Source organism: Amycolatopsis sp. cmx-11-32 (assembly GCF_047608695.1).
GTDB lineage: Bacteria > Actinomycetota > Actinomycetes > Mycobacteriales > Pseudonocardiaceae > Amycolatopsis.
Genome location: NZ_JADNQN010000001.1, coordinates 74,427 through 89,025, shown reverse-complemented (window position 1 = coordinate 89,025; position 14,599 = coordinate 74,427). Strand labels below are relative to the sequence as shown.

Annotated in this window: 12 protein-coding genes; 11 read left to right on the top strand and 1 reads right to left on the bottom strand. The window is 68.4% G+C overall.

All coding sequences use genetic code 11. The features are described from left to right. From ACM6LR_RS00370 to ACM6LR_RS00350, 5 genes are all read left to right on the top strand, one after another. A complete protein-coding gene (locus ACM6LR_RS00370) occupies positions 1 to 1,608 on the top strand; it encodes a DUF2207 family protein (RefSeq protein WP_414935554.1) in 1,608 nt (535 codons plus the stop codon). A 135-nt stretch (positions 1,609 to 1,743) separates the two neighbouring features. Then, entirely contained in the window at positions 1,744 to 3,057 is a 1,314-nt protein-coding gene (locus ACM6LR_RS00365) for a M16 family metallopeptidase (RefSeq protein WP_414935553.1), read from the top strand. After that, complete coding sequence (locus tag ACM6LR_RS00360; protein WP_414942955.1) at positions 3,054 to 4,430, top strand: M16 family metallopeptidase; 1,377 nt, start codon at positions 3,054 to 3,056, stop codon at positions 4,428 to 4,430. Before ACM6LR_RS00365 ends, ACM6LR_RS00360 begins: the two co-directional genes overlap by 4 nt. Then, positions 4,430 to 5,443 (top strand): NAD(+) diphosphatase, encoded by a 1,014-nt coding sequence (gene nudC, locus ACM6LR_RS00355; protein WP_414942954.1) that lies wholly within the window; start codon positions 4,430 to 4,432, stop codon positions 5,441 to 5,443. Before ACM6LR_RS00360 ends, nudC begins: the two co-directional genes overlap by 1 nt. A 13-nt stretch (positions 5,444 to 5,456) precedes the next feature. Beyond that, positions 5,457 to 6,806, top strand: a complete 1,350-nt coding sequence (locus ACM6LR_RS00350) for a DUF2786 domain-containing protein (RefSeq protein WP_414942953.1) — start codon at positions 5,457 to 5,459, stop codon at positions 6,804 to 6,806. Here the strand turns inward: ACM6LR_RS00350 and ACM6LR_RS00345 are convergent. Next, on the bottom strand, positions 6,704 to 7,069 hold the full coding sequence (locus tag ACM6LR_RS00345) for a DUF222 domain-containing protein (protein ID WP_414935549.1): 366 nt from the start codon (positions 7,067 to 7,069) through the stop codon (positions 6,704 to 6,706). The two genes, ACM6LR_RS00350 and ACM6LR_RS00345, sit on opposite strands and share 103 nt — an antisense overlap. Before the next feature lie 712 nt (positions 7,070 to 7,781). Between ACM6LR_RS00345 and ACM6LR_RS00340 the strand changes: the two genes are divergently transcribed. From ACM6LR_RS00340 to ACM6LR_RS00315, 6 genes are all read left to right on the top strand, one after another. Continuing rightward, on the top strand, positions 7,782 to 9,032 hold the full coding sequence (locus ACM6LR_RS00340) for an ROK family protein (protein ID WP_414935547.1): 1,251 nt from the start codon (positions 7,782 to 7,784) through the stop codon (positions 9,030 to 9,032). 64 nt (positions 9,033 to 9,096) lie between these two features. Further along, positions 9,097 to 10,425 carry an extracellular solute-binding protein gene (locus tag ACM6LR_RS00335; RefSeq protein ID WP_414943222.1) on the top strand — a complete coding sequence of 443 codons (1,329 nt, stop codon included), beginning with the start codon at positions 9,097 to 9,099 and terminating at the stop codon, positions 10,423 to 10,425. A gap of 4 nt (positions 10,426 to 10,429) precedes the next feature. Then, positions 10,430 to 11,419, top strand: coding sequence for a carbohydrate ABC transporter permease (locus ACM6LR_RS00330; protein ID WP_414935546.1), 990 nt, complete (start codon positions 10,430 to 10,432; stop codon positions 11,417 to 11,419). After that, positions 11,416 to 12,309 (top strand): carbohydrate ABC transporter permease, encoded by an 894-nt coding sequence (locus ACM6LR_RS00325; protein ID WP_414942952.1) that lies wholly within the window; start codon positions 11,416 to 11,418, stop codon positions 12,307 to 12,309. Before ACM6LR_RS00330 ends, ACM6LR_RS00325 begins: the two co-directional genes overlap by 4 nt. Next, a complete protein-coding gene (locus tag ACM6LR_RS00320; protein ID WP_414942951.1) occupies positions 12,306 to 13,571 on the top strand; it encodes a 6-phospho-beta-glucosidase in 1,266 nt (421 codons plus the stop codon). The genes ACM6LR_RS00325 and ACM6LR_RS00320 overlap by 4 nt, the downstream gene beginning before the upstream one ends. After that, entirely contained in the window at positions 13,556 to 14,560 is a 1,005-nt protein-coding gene (locus ACM6LR_RS00315) for an N-acetylglucosamine kinase (RefSeq protein ID WP_414935543.1), read from the top strand. Before ACM6LR_RS00320 ends, ACM6LR_RS00315 begins: the two co-directional genes overlap by 16 nt. The last annotated feature ends 39 nt before the right edge of the window (positions 14,561 to 14,599 follow it).

Sequence of the window (14,599 nt, the reverse complement as noted above, 5' to 3'; positions counted from 1 at the left end):
ATGTTCCCCGTGCTCGTGGTGGTCCTCCTGCTGGTGCTGGGCGCGGCACCGGCGGGAGCCCAGGGTGAGGCTCCGCTACCGACGCTCCCCAACAGCGCGGAGATCTCGCTCAAGCTGGAACGCGACGGTGCCCTCTCGGTCGTCGAGGCGGTGTCCGTGCCGAGTGAGGCGACGATGACCCGTCGCATTCCGCTGCGGACGGCCGCGCCAAGCGATCGCGACCGGATCATCGGCGTCCGTGACGTCGTCATCGAAGGCGCGGGCAACTCCGAGCTGACCGAAGACGAATTCGTCATCCGGCTCAAGGGCGGCACCTCGATCGTCCGGTACACGGTGGACGGCGCGGTCGCCGAAGCCGACGGCCTGACGCGGGTCGGCTGGCGGATCGCGGGCGGCTGGGACACCCGCCTCGAACTCGTGCGCGCGAGCTTCGCGGCACCGGCCATCCCGAACGCGGTCACCTGTCACGCCGGTCCCGAGGGTTCGCGCGCGCACTGCGGGGTCGCTCAGATCGCGCATTCCGGGTTGACCCGGTTCAGCCAGCAGAACCTCGCGACCGGACAGCGGATGGAGATCTCGGTCGAGTTGCCCGACGGCACCGTCCCGGCGAACGCCCGGCTGGAGCCGTCGAAGACGTTCGCCGGCGCGTTCGTGCTCACCGCTCCGGTCGGCTGGGCCTGGGGCGGCTTCGCGCTCGCGCTGGTCGCGGCCGCCGTGGCGCTGGGCTTGCTCCGAAGGCGGGACAAGCACCCGGGCGACGCACTCCCGGTCCGGCTGCTCACCGGTAAGGATGACAAGGCGGCGTTCGCGTCACCTGACGGTGTGCTTCCGGGACAGGTCGGAATGGTCCTTTCGGGGCACGCCGACGCCGTCGATCTCGCCGCGACAGCCGTCGACCTCGTGGTCCGGAACTACCTGTGGGTGAGTGAGGAGCCCGGCGAGCTGACCGGCTGGCTGCTCGTCCGCCGCAACCCGCCGGACGAGCAGCTCACCACTTTCGAACGAGCCGTGTTCGACGCACTGCTGCCGGACGAACGCGAGTCGGTGCTGCTGTCGGAGATCCAGTCCGCCCGGATCGGGATCGAGGCGGTGCGCGGCAAGGTGCGCGACAGCGTTGTCGAGCGCGGCTGGTATTCGCGCCTGCCCGGCAGGCTCGTCCGCGTCGGCCCGCGTATCTGCTTTTACGGTTTGTTCCTCACCGTCCTGCTGGCGCTCACCGTCGGCTACGCGCAATTCGGGCTGATCGTCGTCGCGGCGGGCGCGGTACTCACCGTCGCCGCCCGGTGGCTGCCGGTGCGCACCGGTGCCGGCGTCGCGCTGCACCGGCGGCTGCTCGGCGTCCGTGCCGCGCTGCTGTCGACCAAGCCGGCGGCCGTCCCGAAGCTCGAACGCGAGGTGCTGCTTTCGCGGGCGCTGCCCTACGCGCTCGCTCTCGGCGAACAAGAACAGTGGGTCGCCGGTTTCGCCGGACTGAAGGGTCCGCCCAAGATCTACTGGTACGGAAAGGAAGGCGCCGAGGAGGACGGCCTCGCGCGGGTGAGCGACTTCACGGCCGCGCTAGTGGGAACCTTCGCCGCGACCCGCCAGGGTCGTCGCCTGGAGTACTAGCACCCACTCAGCCATATCAGCGGCCCACCGCCGCAAAACCGAGGCCTCCGGCCGACAAGAAACGCGCGCGCGTGTCCTCACCCAACCTGCCAACCTCAGTTCGGGAGACACGCTCTAGCCCGTAGGGTGGTGCGCATGGCCGATCCCGAGCTTGTCCGATTCACCCTCGACAACGGTCTGCGCGTGGTGCTCGCGCCCGACGCGACCGCTCCGGTGGTGGGTGTCAGCGTCCACTACGACGTGGGCTTCCGTTCCGAGCCCGAAGGGCGCACCGGTTTCGCGCACCTCTTCGAGCATTTGATGTTCCAAGGGAGCGAGAGCCTGGAGAAGCTCGCGCACTTCCGGCACGTCCAGTCGAGTGGTGGCAGCTTCAACGGCTCCACCCATCCGGACTACACGGACTACTTCGAGGTCCTCCCCGCCGCGGCGCTCGAGCGTGCCCTGTTCCTCGAAGCGGACAGGATGCGGGCGCCGAAACTGACGCAGGAGAACCTGGCCAACCAGATCGACGTGGTGAAGGAGGAGATCCGCCTCAACGTGCTGAACCGGCCGTACGGCGGGTTCCCGTGGATCACCCTCCCGCCGGTGCTGTACTCCACGTTCCCCAACGCGCACAACGGTTACGGCGGTTTCGAGGATCTCGAGCAGGCCACCCTTGACGACTGCGCGGCCTTCTTCGACACCTACTACTCGCCCGCGAACGCGGTGCTGACCGTCGCCGGCGACTTCACCGTCGAGCAGGCCCGCGAGCTGATCGAGAAGCACTTCAGTGACGTGCCGCACCGGCCCGCGCCCGAGCGTCCCTCGTTCGCCGAGCCCGCACCCGATGGTGAGCTGCGCGGCGAGCAGGTGGACCCGCACGCCCCGCTGCCAGCGGTCGGCGTCGGCTACCGGATGCCGGACCCGATCAACGACCTCGACGGCTACCTGGCGAACCTCGTGCTCGCCGGCGTGCTGACCGACGGCGACGGTTCCCGGCTGCAACAGCGCCTGGTGCACCGCGAGCCGCTGGTCGTCGACATCGGCGCCGGTGCCGGGCTGTTCGGCCCGTTCGAGGCCCGCGACCCGGACACCTTCACCATCACCGCGATCCACCCGCCGGACGTGCGCACCGACCAGGTCCTCGCGGCGCTGGACGAGGAACTGGAGAAGCTGGCGGCCACGCCGCCGGGAGACCAGGAGATCAAGAAGGTCACCGCGCGCTGGGCCGCGAGCCTGCACTCCGAGCACGACAAGCTGGTGTCCCGGACGCTCGCCCTCGGCTCGTTCGAACTGCTGTACGGCGACGCGTCGCTGGTGTACCGGCTCGCCGAGAAGATCTCGGCGGTCACCGGGGAGGCCGTTTCGGCGGCGGCGAAGGCGCTGCGGCCGGATTCGCGCGCCGTACTCGTCGTCCGCCCGGGCAGTGGAGCCAGTGGATCTTCAGACCAGGAAGGTACCGAGCAGTGAGCGCACCGCACCGCACCGCCGAAGAGATCGGCCGCACGGCCGTCGGGCCGCGTCCGGTCCCGCCGCTGGGGACGCAGCGCGCCGCCGCCGAGCTGTCCCAGGTGGACACCACGCTGAGCAACGGGCTGCGGGTGCTCGCCGTCCGCAAGGCCACCGTGCCGCTGGTCGAGCTGCGGATGTGGATCCCGTTCGCCGGCGACGACGCGCTGCACCCGGCGACCGCCGAAGTGCTGGCCGAGACCCTGCTGACCGGCACCGCCCGCCGCGACCGTATCGAGATCGACGCGGACCTGGCCCTGATCGGTGGCGACATCGCGTCCGGTGTCGACCCGGAGCGGCTGGCCATCACCGGCACCTCGCTGGCCGACGGTCTGCCGACGATGCTCGACGTCCTCGCCGACGCGCTCACCGGCGCGTCGTACAACGGCGCCGAGGTCGAGCGGGAACGTGAGCGGCTGATCGAGCGGATCGCGGTCTCCCGTACGCAGCCGAGGACGATCGCCCGCGAGGCGCTGCAGAAGCACCGCTACGGCAATCACCCCGCGGTGCGGGAAGTCCCGCGGGCCGAAGACGTCGCCGTCGTGACGCCGGAACAGGTTCGCGCACTGCACCAGGCTTCGGTGCTGCCGAGGGGATCCGTGCTGGTGCTCGTCGGCGACATCGACCCGCGGGCCGTCATCGGTGACCTGGAGAAGGCGCTCGGTGGCTGGGCTTCGGACCGGTCCGCCGTCCGCCTGCCCGCACTGCCCGACCTCGCCGGCGGCAACGTCCTGCTGGTGCCGCGGGCCGGTGCCGTGCAGTCGCAGATCCGGCTGTCCGCGCAGACCGTGTCGCGGACGGACCCGCGCTACGCCGCGCTGCAGCTGGCGAACCTCGCGTACGGCGGGTACTTCTCGTCGCGACTGGTCGAAAACATCCGTGAGGACAAGGGTTACACCTACAGCGCGCACTCGGGATTCGAGTTCACCGACCAGACCGCGGTGGTGAACGTCGACGCGGACACCGCGACCGACGCGACCGCGGCCGCCCTCATGGAGACGCGGTACGAGCTGGCGAGGCTCGGTCTCGTGCCGCCGACCGCCGACGAGGTCGAGTCGGTCCGGCAGTACGCGATCGGTTCGCTGGTCACGGCGGCGTCGTCGCAGGGCGGCCTCGCCGCGCAGCTGGCCGCGCTCGCCGCGACCGGGCTGGGCGTCGAATGGCTCGCCGAGCACCCGGCGCGGCTCGCCGCGGTCACCGCCGAAGAAGTGGCGGATGCCGCGCTGGAGTTCTTCGCGCCCAAGCGGTTCACCGGGGTCGTCGTCGGTGACGCCGACGTCCTCGCGCCGAAGCTGGAGGCGCTGGGAGACGTGACCGTCGGGGAGCCGGCCTGATGGAGACACCGTTCGGGTTGGGGGCGCTCCCGACGCTTTCGCGCTCCACGGCGGACCGTCAGGAATCCTTGCGCACCAACCCGGACAGGCTCGCCGAGCGTTGGCCGGACGCGCACGTCGTACTGCTCGACGAGCACGCGCGGACCCCGGTGGTGGAGGGTTCCGGCACGCTCGCGACCCGCAAGACGCAGGACTTCGGCGCCGAGCCGCCCGCCGACGCGGTCTTCCTGGGGGAGTGGCGGGGCACCGACTTCTGGTCGCTGCCCGGCCGCCCCGCGGGGGAGACCGAGACCGTCGAGATGGCGGGAAGCTGGGGTGTCGTCGAAGCGGTTCCGCGCCACGAAGGCGAGATCTGGGTCGACCTGCGCGGCTACGGTGACCTGCTCGACGACGCGTCGGCCGGGCTGTTCACCACCGCGCAGGGGCTGCGGAACTGGCGGCACCAGGCGAAGTTCTGCACGCGCTGCGGGAGCCCGACCGAGCTGGTCCAGCTGGGCTGGGCGAGCATGTGCACCGGCTGCGGCCGGGAGGAGTACCCGCGCACCGACCCCGCCGTGATCTGCCTGGTGCACGACGACGCCGGTGTCAACGGCGAACACGTCCTGCTGGCCCGGCAGCCGATCTGGCCGGAAAACCGGTACTCGATCCTCGCCGGATTCGTCGAGGCGGGGGAGTCGCTCGAAGGCTGTGTCGAGCGGGAGATCCGCGAAGAGGTCGGTGTCGACGTGCGCGATGTGCGTTATCTCGGCAGCCAGCCGTGGCCGTTCCCGCGGTCGATCATGCTCGGTTTCACCGCGCGGGCCGACATCTCTTCGACGATCGTGCCCGCGGAGGGCGAGATCGAGGAGGCGTTCTGGGTCTCGCGCGGGGAGGTGCGGGCCGCTTTCGAGAACAGTCGGTCGCGGAACGCGGGCGCCGTGCCGACCCCGATCGCCGGTGGTGCGCGGCAGCTGGTGCTGCCGGGGAACTCGTCGATCGCGCGCGTCATGCTGGCGGCCTGGGCCGGGGTATAAGCGAGGAGTTTCAGTGGGCAAGAACAACCGTCAGAAGCGCGCGGCGAAGAAACGCGCTCGGGCGGCGCGCGGTCCCACGGCGCCCAAGCACGACGGCGAGTTCGACGAATACACTGTGCCCCCGCCGCGGCGGCTCACCGTGGAGATGATCGCCGAGGGGCTGACACAGGCCGCGTTCGACCACCAAGCCGACCATGGGCCGGGGGGTGCCGGCGATTTCCCCGAACGCGTGGTGGCGGATCTCGCCGGAGCCGATCCGGTGGCCGAGCCCAGGGCGGTGGCCAGCGGTGCCGGGATCGCGGTGGCAGAGCTGCTCGGCAGGGCGTGGAAGGTGGGCTGGACGCCCGCCGACGTCTGGGAGTTCATCCGCCGGGACGAAAGCGCGCCGGTGGTCGCTCTGCTGGTGGACTGTATCGCCGTCGATCTGGCGAAATACGCTCCATCCACTGTGGACGATCGGTGGGCTGGACAGGTCCACGATCTCGGCGGCGAAATCTGGTGGGAGCGCGATCGGCCCCATCTGCTGCACTGGGCCGATCGGCACGGCGCCGACCTCGCCGAGGCGTTGTGGGCCACGGTCAAGGTGCTTGCTTCGCTGCTGAAGCTGCCCGAGCTGCCGCAGATCCTGCCGCCGCCGGGTTCGGCCTCGGCGCGAGTGTCCGCCTCGGCGAACGGGGTCGACCACAAGGTGCTCGCCAAGGTCCGTGGTCTGCTGGCCAAGGCGGAATCGACGGAGTACCCCGAAGAAGCCGAGGCCTTTTCGGCCAAGGCGCAGGAGTTGATGAACCGGTACGCCTTCGAGCGTGCCCTGCTCGACGCCGACGCGAACCGGAAGCAGACGGCGGCGTCGGTCAGGGTCTGGCTGGACACGCCGTATGTCGAGGCCAAATCGCATCTGGTCGCCGCGATCGCGAGGGCGAACCGCAGTAAATCGGTCTTCTACTCCAAACTGGGATTCGTCGCCTTGGTCGGCGAGGCGATGGACCTGGAGATCACCGAATTGCTGACCACCTCGCTGCTGGTACAGGCCACCCGCGCGATGGTCGCCGAAGGCAGCCAGATCACGCGGTCCGGAACCTCGCGGACCCGGTCGTTCCGGCAGTCCTTCCTGGTGTCCTACGCCGTTCGTATCGGGGAGCGGCTCGAAGAGGCGAGTTCACGCGCACACGACCCGGTCGAAGACAAGCGGTTGCTCCCGGTGCTGGCCGCCCGGTCGCTGGTGGTCGAGGAGACCTTCCAAAAGATGTTCAGCCACACTGTTCAGCGCTCCGCGACGGTCAGCAACGGAGCCGGCTGGGAAGCGGGCCGGGCGGCCGCGGACCGCGCGGACATCGATATCGAACGCCAAGCCGTCGATGCTTGATGGACCGACTGACCCCGTCCGATGGTCTCGGGGATCGTGAGTGATTCGGGTCGTTGGAGTTCACGGCGGGGCTCGGCCGGGTCGGGGTCTTTGGGTTCGTTGCCGTCGGGGTCCAGGTGGGCGAGCAGGTTGTGACCGGCCTTCGCGATTTCGCTGGGCCCGGCCTCGCGGGCGAGATCGGTAAGGATCTTCTCCGCGCCCTCCCGCTTCTCCGGTGACACCTCCACCGGGATCTTCTTCAAGAACGCGACGATCTGATCCACCTGGGCGTCCCCGAGCACGCCCTCCGTAGCCGCCGTCGCGGTGGTGGGTGCGAAGGCGGATTTCCGTGCCGTCCAGCGCGCGGGTCGGGTTCAGCACCAGCGTGCGGTTGACGATCTTTTCCGCGTCACCACGGGAGATCCGCGCCGTATCGGCCAGCCACGACCAGGTACTGCCATACCCGTACAAGTCGTTCACGCCACTAGACTCGATCTCCGCCACATAGGTGCCCAGAACGGCAGACGCGGCACGCATGACTTCCAACGCGTGGGTCACACCATGGGCGAGTTCCAGCTTCCCGGCACGCCACAACTCCTGCGGCGGCTCGGGAAGCACGGAAACCTCGGTCTCGGACACACCCCCAATCTACCTAAAACCATCGAACAGATGTTCGTAATTTGTGCGATCGTCAATTGGCACGAATAACACTGGAGGGTGATTTCGTGACAGCGACACGATTACCCAACGCCCCATTCGCAATTCGCCGACGACCTGCGCGGATCGCCACTCACGACACAGGTCCGCCCCCTGTCCCTCAGTGGACACGCTCCGCAGCGGTACATCTACCCGCTGTGCGAGACGAAGAAGCGTTACCTCCCCGTTTCCCAGGCCCGTTGACGACTGTGGTTCGGCTCACTACAGTCCCCGGAAACCGTCTGTAAAGTTTCCTAACGAAGTCGGGAGCGAACCCCAGTGCGAGCCGGTAGTCCGCGAATGCTGCGCGAGATCAACGATCGCGCGGCCATCGAGGTCCTCCTGAGGGAGGGGCCGCTGACGCGCTCCGAACTCGAGGTCGAGATCGGCCTGTCGAAGCCAGCGACGGCGCAGCTGCTCACGCGCCTCGAACAGGACGACATCGTCACCAAGGCGGGCGTGCGCGGTGGGGGTCGCGGGCCGAGGGCGCAGCTCTGGCAGGTCAACGGCTGCGTCGCTTACGTCGCGGCCGTGGATCTCACGCCGCACGTCGCCGATTTCGTCGTCGCCGACGTCACGGGCGCGGTGCTCGCGGAGTACCAGGTCCCGCTGCCGGTCCACGAGGGCGCGGACGTCGTCGGCACCTTCGGCACGGCCCTCAGCCACGTAGCCGGTGAAGCCGGGCTCGCCGCCACCGACCTCCGTCACGTCGTCATCGGCGCGCAGGGTGCCTTCGATCCGCGCACCGGCCTGCTCTCGTCGGCCCCGCACATCCCCGGCTGGCTCGGCTTCGACGTGCCGAGCAGGCTCAGCCAGGAACTCGGAGTCGAGGTCACCATCGAGAACGACGTCAACCTCGTCGCGATCGTCGAAATGACCGTCGGCCAGGCCGTCGGACTGGACGACTTCGTGATGATCTGGCTCAGCGACGGCGTCGGCGGCGCGGTGGTGGTGGGGCGGCGGTTGCTGCGCGGCGCGACCGGCGGTGGCGGTGAGATCGACTGGATGCGTGTGCCCGACCCGGTTTCCGTCGCCACCCCGAACCCCAAGCCCCGCGCCGGGGATCGTTTCGGCGACATCGTCGCGTCGCCCGCGGTCGTCGCCCTGGCCGCCGCGCACGGCATCGAGGCCGAGACCGGCGCGGACGCCGTCGCCAAGGCGCGACGAGACGACAACGAAGGTTTCCTCGACGATCTCGCCCGCCGCGTCGCGGGCGGCGCGGCCAACCTGATCGCGGTCGTCGACCCCGAACTCGTCCTGCTGTCGGGTGACACCAGCCGCGCCGGTGGCGACGAATTCGCCGCGCTGGTCGCGAAGAGGCTGCACGAACTGGTCCTGCCCCGCACCCCCGTCGGGGTCGCGTCGGTGCAGGGCAACGCGGTGCGCGAGGGCGCTCTTCAATCCGCCCTCGCCACCGTCCGCAGGGACGTCTTCGGCGTCAACACCCCTGCACTCCTCGGGCCCCGCAGGTCCGGGGCGGGAGAGCCCCATCCGATCGTGGCGATCCCGGATTCACGAACAGAACCACCGTCTCCCGCCCCAACCAACTAGGAGGAGGGTCATGAGTTCCACGACCCAGGTTTCCAGAAGTGGCCGCCGTTGGCGCGGCTCGATAGTGCTCGGCGCGGTCACCGTCGCCGCACTGGTGTCCGCTTGTTCGGGCGCCGCAAGCGGCCCCAACGGTGGGTCGGGTGACGCGGCGGCCGCACCCGCCGCGGACGCGAAGCTCACGCTGACCGTCTACAGCAAGTTCACCGACCGCGAGTACAACGTGGTCACCGCCGGGCTCAACAAGCTCAAGGCGAAATTCCCGAACATCGAGATCAAGCACGAAGGGCAGCAGGACGACGACAAGATCACCCAGTCCATCCGCGGTGGCAACCCGCCGGACGTGGCGATCTCGTTCTTCACCGACAACCTCGGCGCGTGGTGTTCCACGGGCAGCTTCCAGGATCTCAAGCCCTACATCGAACGCGACAAGATCGACCTGACGCAGATCCCCGACGCGGTCCGCAGCTACACCGAGTTCCAGGGCAAGCGCTGCGCCATGCCGCTGCTCGCCGACGTCTACGGCTTCTACTACAACAAGGACATGTTCGCGGCGAAGGGCATCACGTCGCCGCCGAAGACGACCTCGGAACTGTTCGAGGCCACCAAGAAGCTGACCGAGTTCAACCCGGACGGCTCGATCAAGACCGCGGGCTTCCTGCCGTCGATGCCGTTCTACGCCAACTACGCGCAGTACTGGGCCCCGAACTTCGGTGCCACCTACCTCGGCCCGGACGGGCAGTCCCACCTGGCCGACAGTGCCGAGTGGAAGGCGATGTTCGACTTCCAGAAGCAGCTCGTCGACTTCTACGGCGGCCACGCCAAGGTCGAGCAGTTCAAGGCAGGCCTCGGCGAGGAGTACTCGGCGGACCACGGTTTCCAGCGCGGCAAGCTCGCGATGATGATCGACGGTGAGTACCGCACCGCGTTCATCAAGGACCAGGCGTCGGCACTGAAGTTCGGCACCGCCGCCCCGCCGGTGCTCGACAGCAAGCCGGACCGCTACGGCGGCGCGTTCACCACGGGCACGATCATCGCGATCCCCAAGGGAGCCAAGAACCCCGGCGCGGCTTGGGAACTGATCAAGCAGGTCACGCTGGACACCTCGACGCTGGTCGAACTCTCCAACGGGCTCAAGAACGTGCCGAGCACCAAGGCCGCGCTGACCGACCCGAAGCTCGAGGTCACGCCGGAGTTCAAGACGTTCCTCGACCTGTACAACGGCGGGAAGCTGCTGCCGAACCCGTCGACCCCGATCGGCGACGCGCACCTCAAGGCCGTCAACGACTTCGCGGAGAAGTGGCAGGCGGGCAACATCCCCGACATGGCCGCGGGGCTCAAGCAGGTCGACGCTCAGATCAACGACGAGCTGGCCCAGAAACGCGCCGGCGGCTGATCGCATGACATCGACCCTGGACTCGCACGTGGTCGGTTCCCCTTCCGCGTCCACCCGGACGCGGAAGGGGAACGCAGCGCGCCGCCGTCGCACCGTCTTCTACTTCATCGCACCGGCGATGCTCGGGTTCCTGATCTTCTTCGGCTACCCGCTGATCGCCACGGTGTACTACTCGTTCACCCGCTACGACCTGATCAACGCGCCGGAATTCGTCGGCTTCGACAACTACATCCGGATGTTCACCAGCGAGCCGCTGGTCGGCACCGCCGCGTACAACACGCTGTGGCTGGTGATCGTCCTGACGTTCTGCCGCGTGGTGTTCGCCCTCGGCACGGCGTCGATCATCTCCCGGCTCAAGTCGGGCGTCGGCCTGGTGCGGACGCTCTGCTACCTGCCGTCGCTGGCCCCGCCCGCCGCGGCGACCCTGGCGTTCGTATTCCTGTTCAACCCGGAATACGGCCCGGTCAACGCGTTCCTGGGGGCGGTCGGCATCGACGGCGGTCTGTGGTTCAACGACCCGACGATGTCGAAGCCCGCGCTGACCCTGCTGGTGATGTGGGGGTCGGGCGAGCTGATGATCATCATCCTGGCGGCGCTTCTCGACGTTCCGCAGGAACAGTACGAAGCCGCTCAGCTCGACGGCGCCGGACCGGTCCGCCGGTTCTGGCACGTCACGCTCCCGTCGATCTCGCCGGTGCTGCTGTTCGGCGTCGTCAACTCGATGATCTTCGCCTTGCAGTTCTTCACGCAGGCGATCGTCGCGGGTTCGGCGGCCGCGGGCGCGGCCGACGTCGCGGGCAACACGAGATTCATCGGCGCACCACAGAACTCGACGCTGACCTATCCGGTCTGGTTGTACGTCCAGGGTTTCCGGTACTTCAACATGGGTTACGCGGCGGCGATGGCGGTCCTGCTGTTCATCGTTTCGGCCGGGTTCACCTGGATTCTGGTCCGGCAGCTGCGTAAGTCCCAGCACCAGGAGGAAGGCGGATGACCACACTGGCCGAACCCCGGCACACCGCCCCGGCGTCCGAACCGCCGAAGGTGCGGGTGCGGCGCCAATGGGACAAGAAGCTGTACTGGATCGCGACGCACAGCGTGGGGGTCGCGATGGGCATGATCTTCATGCTGCCCATCCTGTTCGTGTTCCTCACCGCGGTGATGTCCAGCGACCAGGCGCTTTCATCGAACTTCTGGCCGAAGGAATGGCACTTCGAGAACTTCATCGAGGTGTTCGAAAAGGCCCCGCTGTTGCAGTACTTCGGCAACAGCATGCTCTATTCGACGTTGGCCACCTTCGGGGCGCTCGTTTCGGCGATCCCGGCGGCGTACGCGCTTTCGAAGCTGAAGTTCCGCGGGCAGAACCTGTTCTTCATGCTGACCGTGGCCGCGATGATGCTGCCCCCGCAGGTCACCGTCGTGCCGCTGTACGACCTGTGGGTGCGGCTCGGGTTCACCGGAACACTGATTCCGCTGATCGTGCCGTACTTCTTCTTCGACGCGTTCTCGATTTTCCTGCTGCGCCAGTTCTTCCTCACCATTCCGAAGGACTATCTCGAAGCGGCGAAGATCGACGGCTGCAACGAGTTCCAGGTGATGACCAAGGTGCTGATCCCGATGGCGAAGCCCGGGATCGCGGCCACCGCGATGTTCTGCTTCCTGTTCACCTGGAACGACTATTTCGGTCCGCTGCTCTACACCGGTGAGACCCGCGACAGCTGGCCGCTTTCGCTGGCGATCGCGTCCTTCCGCGGGATGCACCACGTGGAATGGAACCTCACCATGGCGGCCACCGCGCTGATCATGCTGCCGGTGATCGTGCTGTTCGTATTCGCGCAGAAGTCCTTCGTCAAGGGCGTCACATTCACAGGGGTCAAGGGATGAAACTGGCAGTCGTCGGTGGTGGGTCCACTTACACGCCCGAGCTGATCGACGGGATCGCCGGTCGGCGGTCCACTCTGGACGTCGACGAGATCGTGCTGATCGATCCGGACGCCTACCGGGTGGAGGCGGTCGGGGACTTCAGCAACCGGTTGCTGAGCCACGCCGGGCATCCGGCGCGGGTGCGGACCACCGCCAATCTCGAAGAAGGTGTCGAGGGCGCGTCGGCGGTGCTGATCCAGTTGCGGGTCGGTGGACAGCGGGCGCGGCGCGGGGACGAGACGTTCCCGCACGCCTGCGGTTGCGTGGGGCAGGAGACCACGGGCGCGGGCGGCCTCGCGAAGGCGCTGCGCACCGTGCCGGTGGTGCTCGACATCGCCGACAGGGTACGGAAAATCGCCGGAGACGACACCTGGATCGTCAACTTCACCAACCCCGTCGGCATCGTCACCCGCGCGCTGCTGAACGAGGGCCACCGCGCCGTCGGGCTGTGCAACGTCGCGATCCACCTCCAGCGCACGTTCGCCCATCTCCTCGGCGCCGGAGTCGACGACGTCAAACTCGTGCACACCGGACTCAATCACCTGAGCTGGGAACGGAAAGTGCTCGTCAACGGCGAGGACCGGTTGCCGGAACTCCTTGCCGAGCACGCGGAATTCCTCGGCGAGCACGTCACCGCGCCGGTCGAGTGGATGCGGCGGATGAACGTCGTGCCGTCGTACTACCTTAAGTACTACTACGGGCACGACGAGCAGGTCATGAAGCAGCGCACCGAGCGGCCGCGCGCGGACGTCGTCAGCGACGTCGAGGAGGAGCTGCTCAAGGTGTACCTCGACCCGGAGGTGGTGACCAAACCGGAGCAGCTGGAAAAGCGGGGCGGTGCCTACTATTCCGAGGCCGCGGTGCAGCTCGTGCACGCGCTCACCTCAGGTGGGCCCGCGGAGGAACACGTCGTCAACGTCCGCAACGAAGGCACTTTCGACTTCCTGCCGGACGACGCCGTCATCGAGGTTCCGTCCCTCGTGGACGGTAAGGGTCCTCGCCCGATCCCGCAGGCGCCGGTGGAACAGCGGTTCGCCGGGCTCATCGCCGGCGTGACCGCGTACGAGCATCTCGCGCTGGAGGCGGCGATCAAGGGCGGCCGGGACCGGGTGGCCGACGCGCTGCTCGCGCATCCGCTCGTCGGCCAGTACGCCAAGGCCGACCAGCTCGCGGACACGCTGGTGCGGATCAATCGCCAGTTCCTGCCGTGGGCCGGAGCATGACGGCCGGTTCACGGGACGTCGTCGTCGCGATCGACGGTGGTAACAGCAAGACCGACGTCCTGATCGTCTCCCGGGACGGACGGGTGCTCGGGCAGTCGCGGGGGCCGGGCGCGTCCCCGCAGAACATCGGGGTCGACGCCAGCGTCCGCGCGCTGGAGGAGCTGGTCCTGGAGGCACTTCGCGGGGCGGGGCTTCCCGACGAGCGTCCTTTCGCGACACACACGTCTGCGTACCTCGCGGGGTTGGATTTCCCCGAAGAGGAAGCGATCCTGCACGCGGCGCTGGCCGCACGCGGGTGGAGCGACACGCTGATCGTCGGCAACGACACGCTCGCGCTGCTGCGCGCGGGCAGCTCCGACGGGAGCGGGGTGGCGGTGGTGTGCGGTGCCGGGATCAACGGCGCCGGCATCAGCACCGACGGTCGTGAGCACCGTTTTCCGGCGCTGGGCAAGATTTCCGGCGACTGGGGCGGCGGCTACCGGCTTGGTGAAGAAGCGCTCTGGTGGGCCGTCCGCGCCGAGGACGGCCGGGGTCCGAGCACGGCCTTGCAGGCCGCGGTCACCGCGCATTTCCAGGCGTCGTCGGTGCTGGAAGTGGTGCGGAGCCTGCACTTCGAGGACCTTCACGCCGATTCGATCCACGGCCTGTGCCCGCTGCTGTTCGCCGTCGCGGCGGACGGCGACGAGGTGGCGCAGGACGTGGTCGACCGGTTCGTCGACGAGGTCGCCGTGCTGGTCGCGGTCATCCTGCGGCGGCTGGAACTGACCGGGGAAGCGCCCGAAGTCATCCTCGGCGGGGGAGTACTGACCGGGGTCGGCGCGAGGGTGATCGCGGAGATCGAGCGGCGGTGCCTGAAGGTGGCGCCGCACGCTTCGATCCAGGTGGTCGACGTGGCTCCCGTGGTCGGCGCGGCGTTGTTCGCCCTGGACACGATCGGTGCCGAGGACTCGGCCAAGGTCGCGCTCAAGGCGGCGACCAAACGGAGCTGATGAGGCTGAAAGGGCCCTTCACCGCATGCGATGCGGTGA

Excerpts from the sequence above, each read along its gene's own strand:
- ACM6LR_RS00370 (WP_414935554.1), top strand. The coding sequence starts at position 1 with ATGTTCCCCGTGCTCGTGGTGGTCCTCCTGCTGGTGCTGGGCGCGGCA.
- ACM6LR_RS00365 (WP_414935553.1), top strand. The coding sequence starts at position 1,744 with ATGGCCGATCCCGAGCTTGTCCGATTCACCCTCGACAACGGTCTGCGC.
- nudC (WP_414942954.1), top strand. The coding sequence starts at position 4,430 with ATGGAGACACCGTTCGGGTTGGGGGCGCTCCCGACGCTTTCGCGCTCC.
- ACM6LR_RS00340 (WP_414935547.1), top strand. The coding sequence starts at position 7,782 with ATGCTGCGCGAGATCAACGATCGCGCGGCCATCGAGGTCCTCCTGAGG.
- ACM6LR_RS00330 (WP_414935546.1), top strand. The coding sequence starts at position 10,430 with ATGACATCGACCCTGGACTCGCACGTGGTCGGTTCCCCTTCCGCGTCC.
- ACM6LR_RS00325 (WP_414942952.1), top strand. The coding sequence starts at position 11,416 with ATGACCACACTGGCCGAACCCCGGCACACCGCCCCGGCGTCCGAACCG.
- ACM6LR_RS00320 (WP_414942951.1), top strand. The coding sequence starts at position 12,306 with ATGAAACTGGCAGTCGTCGGTGGTGGGTCCACTTACACGCCCGAGCTG.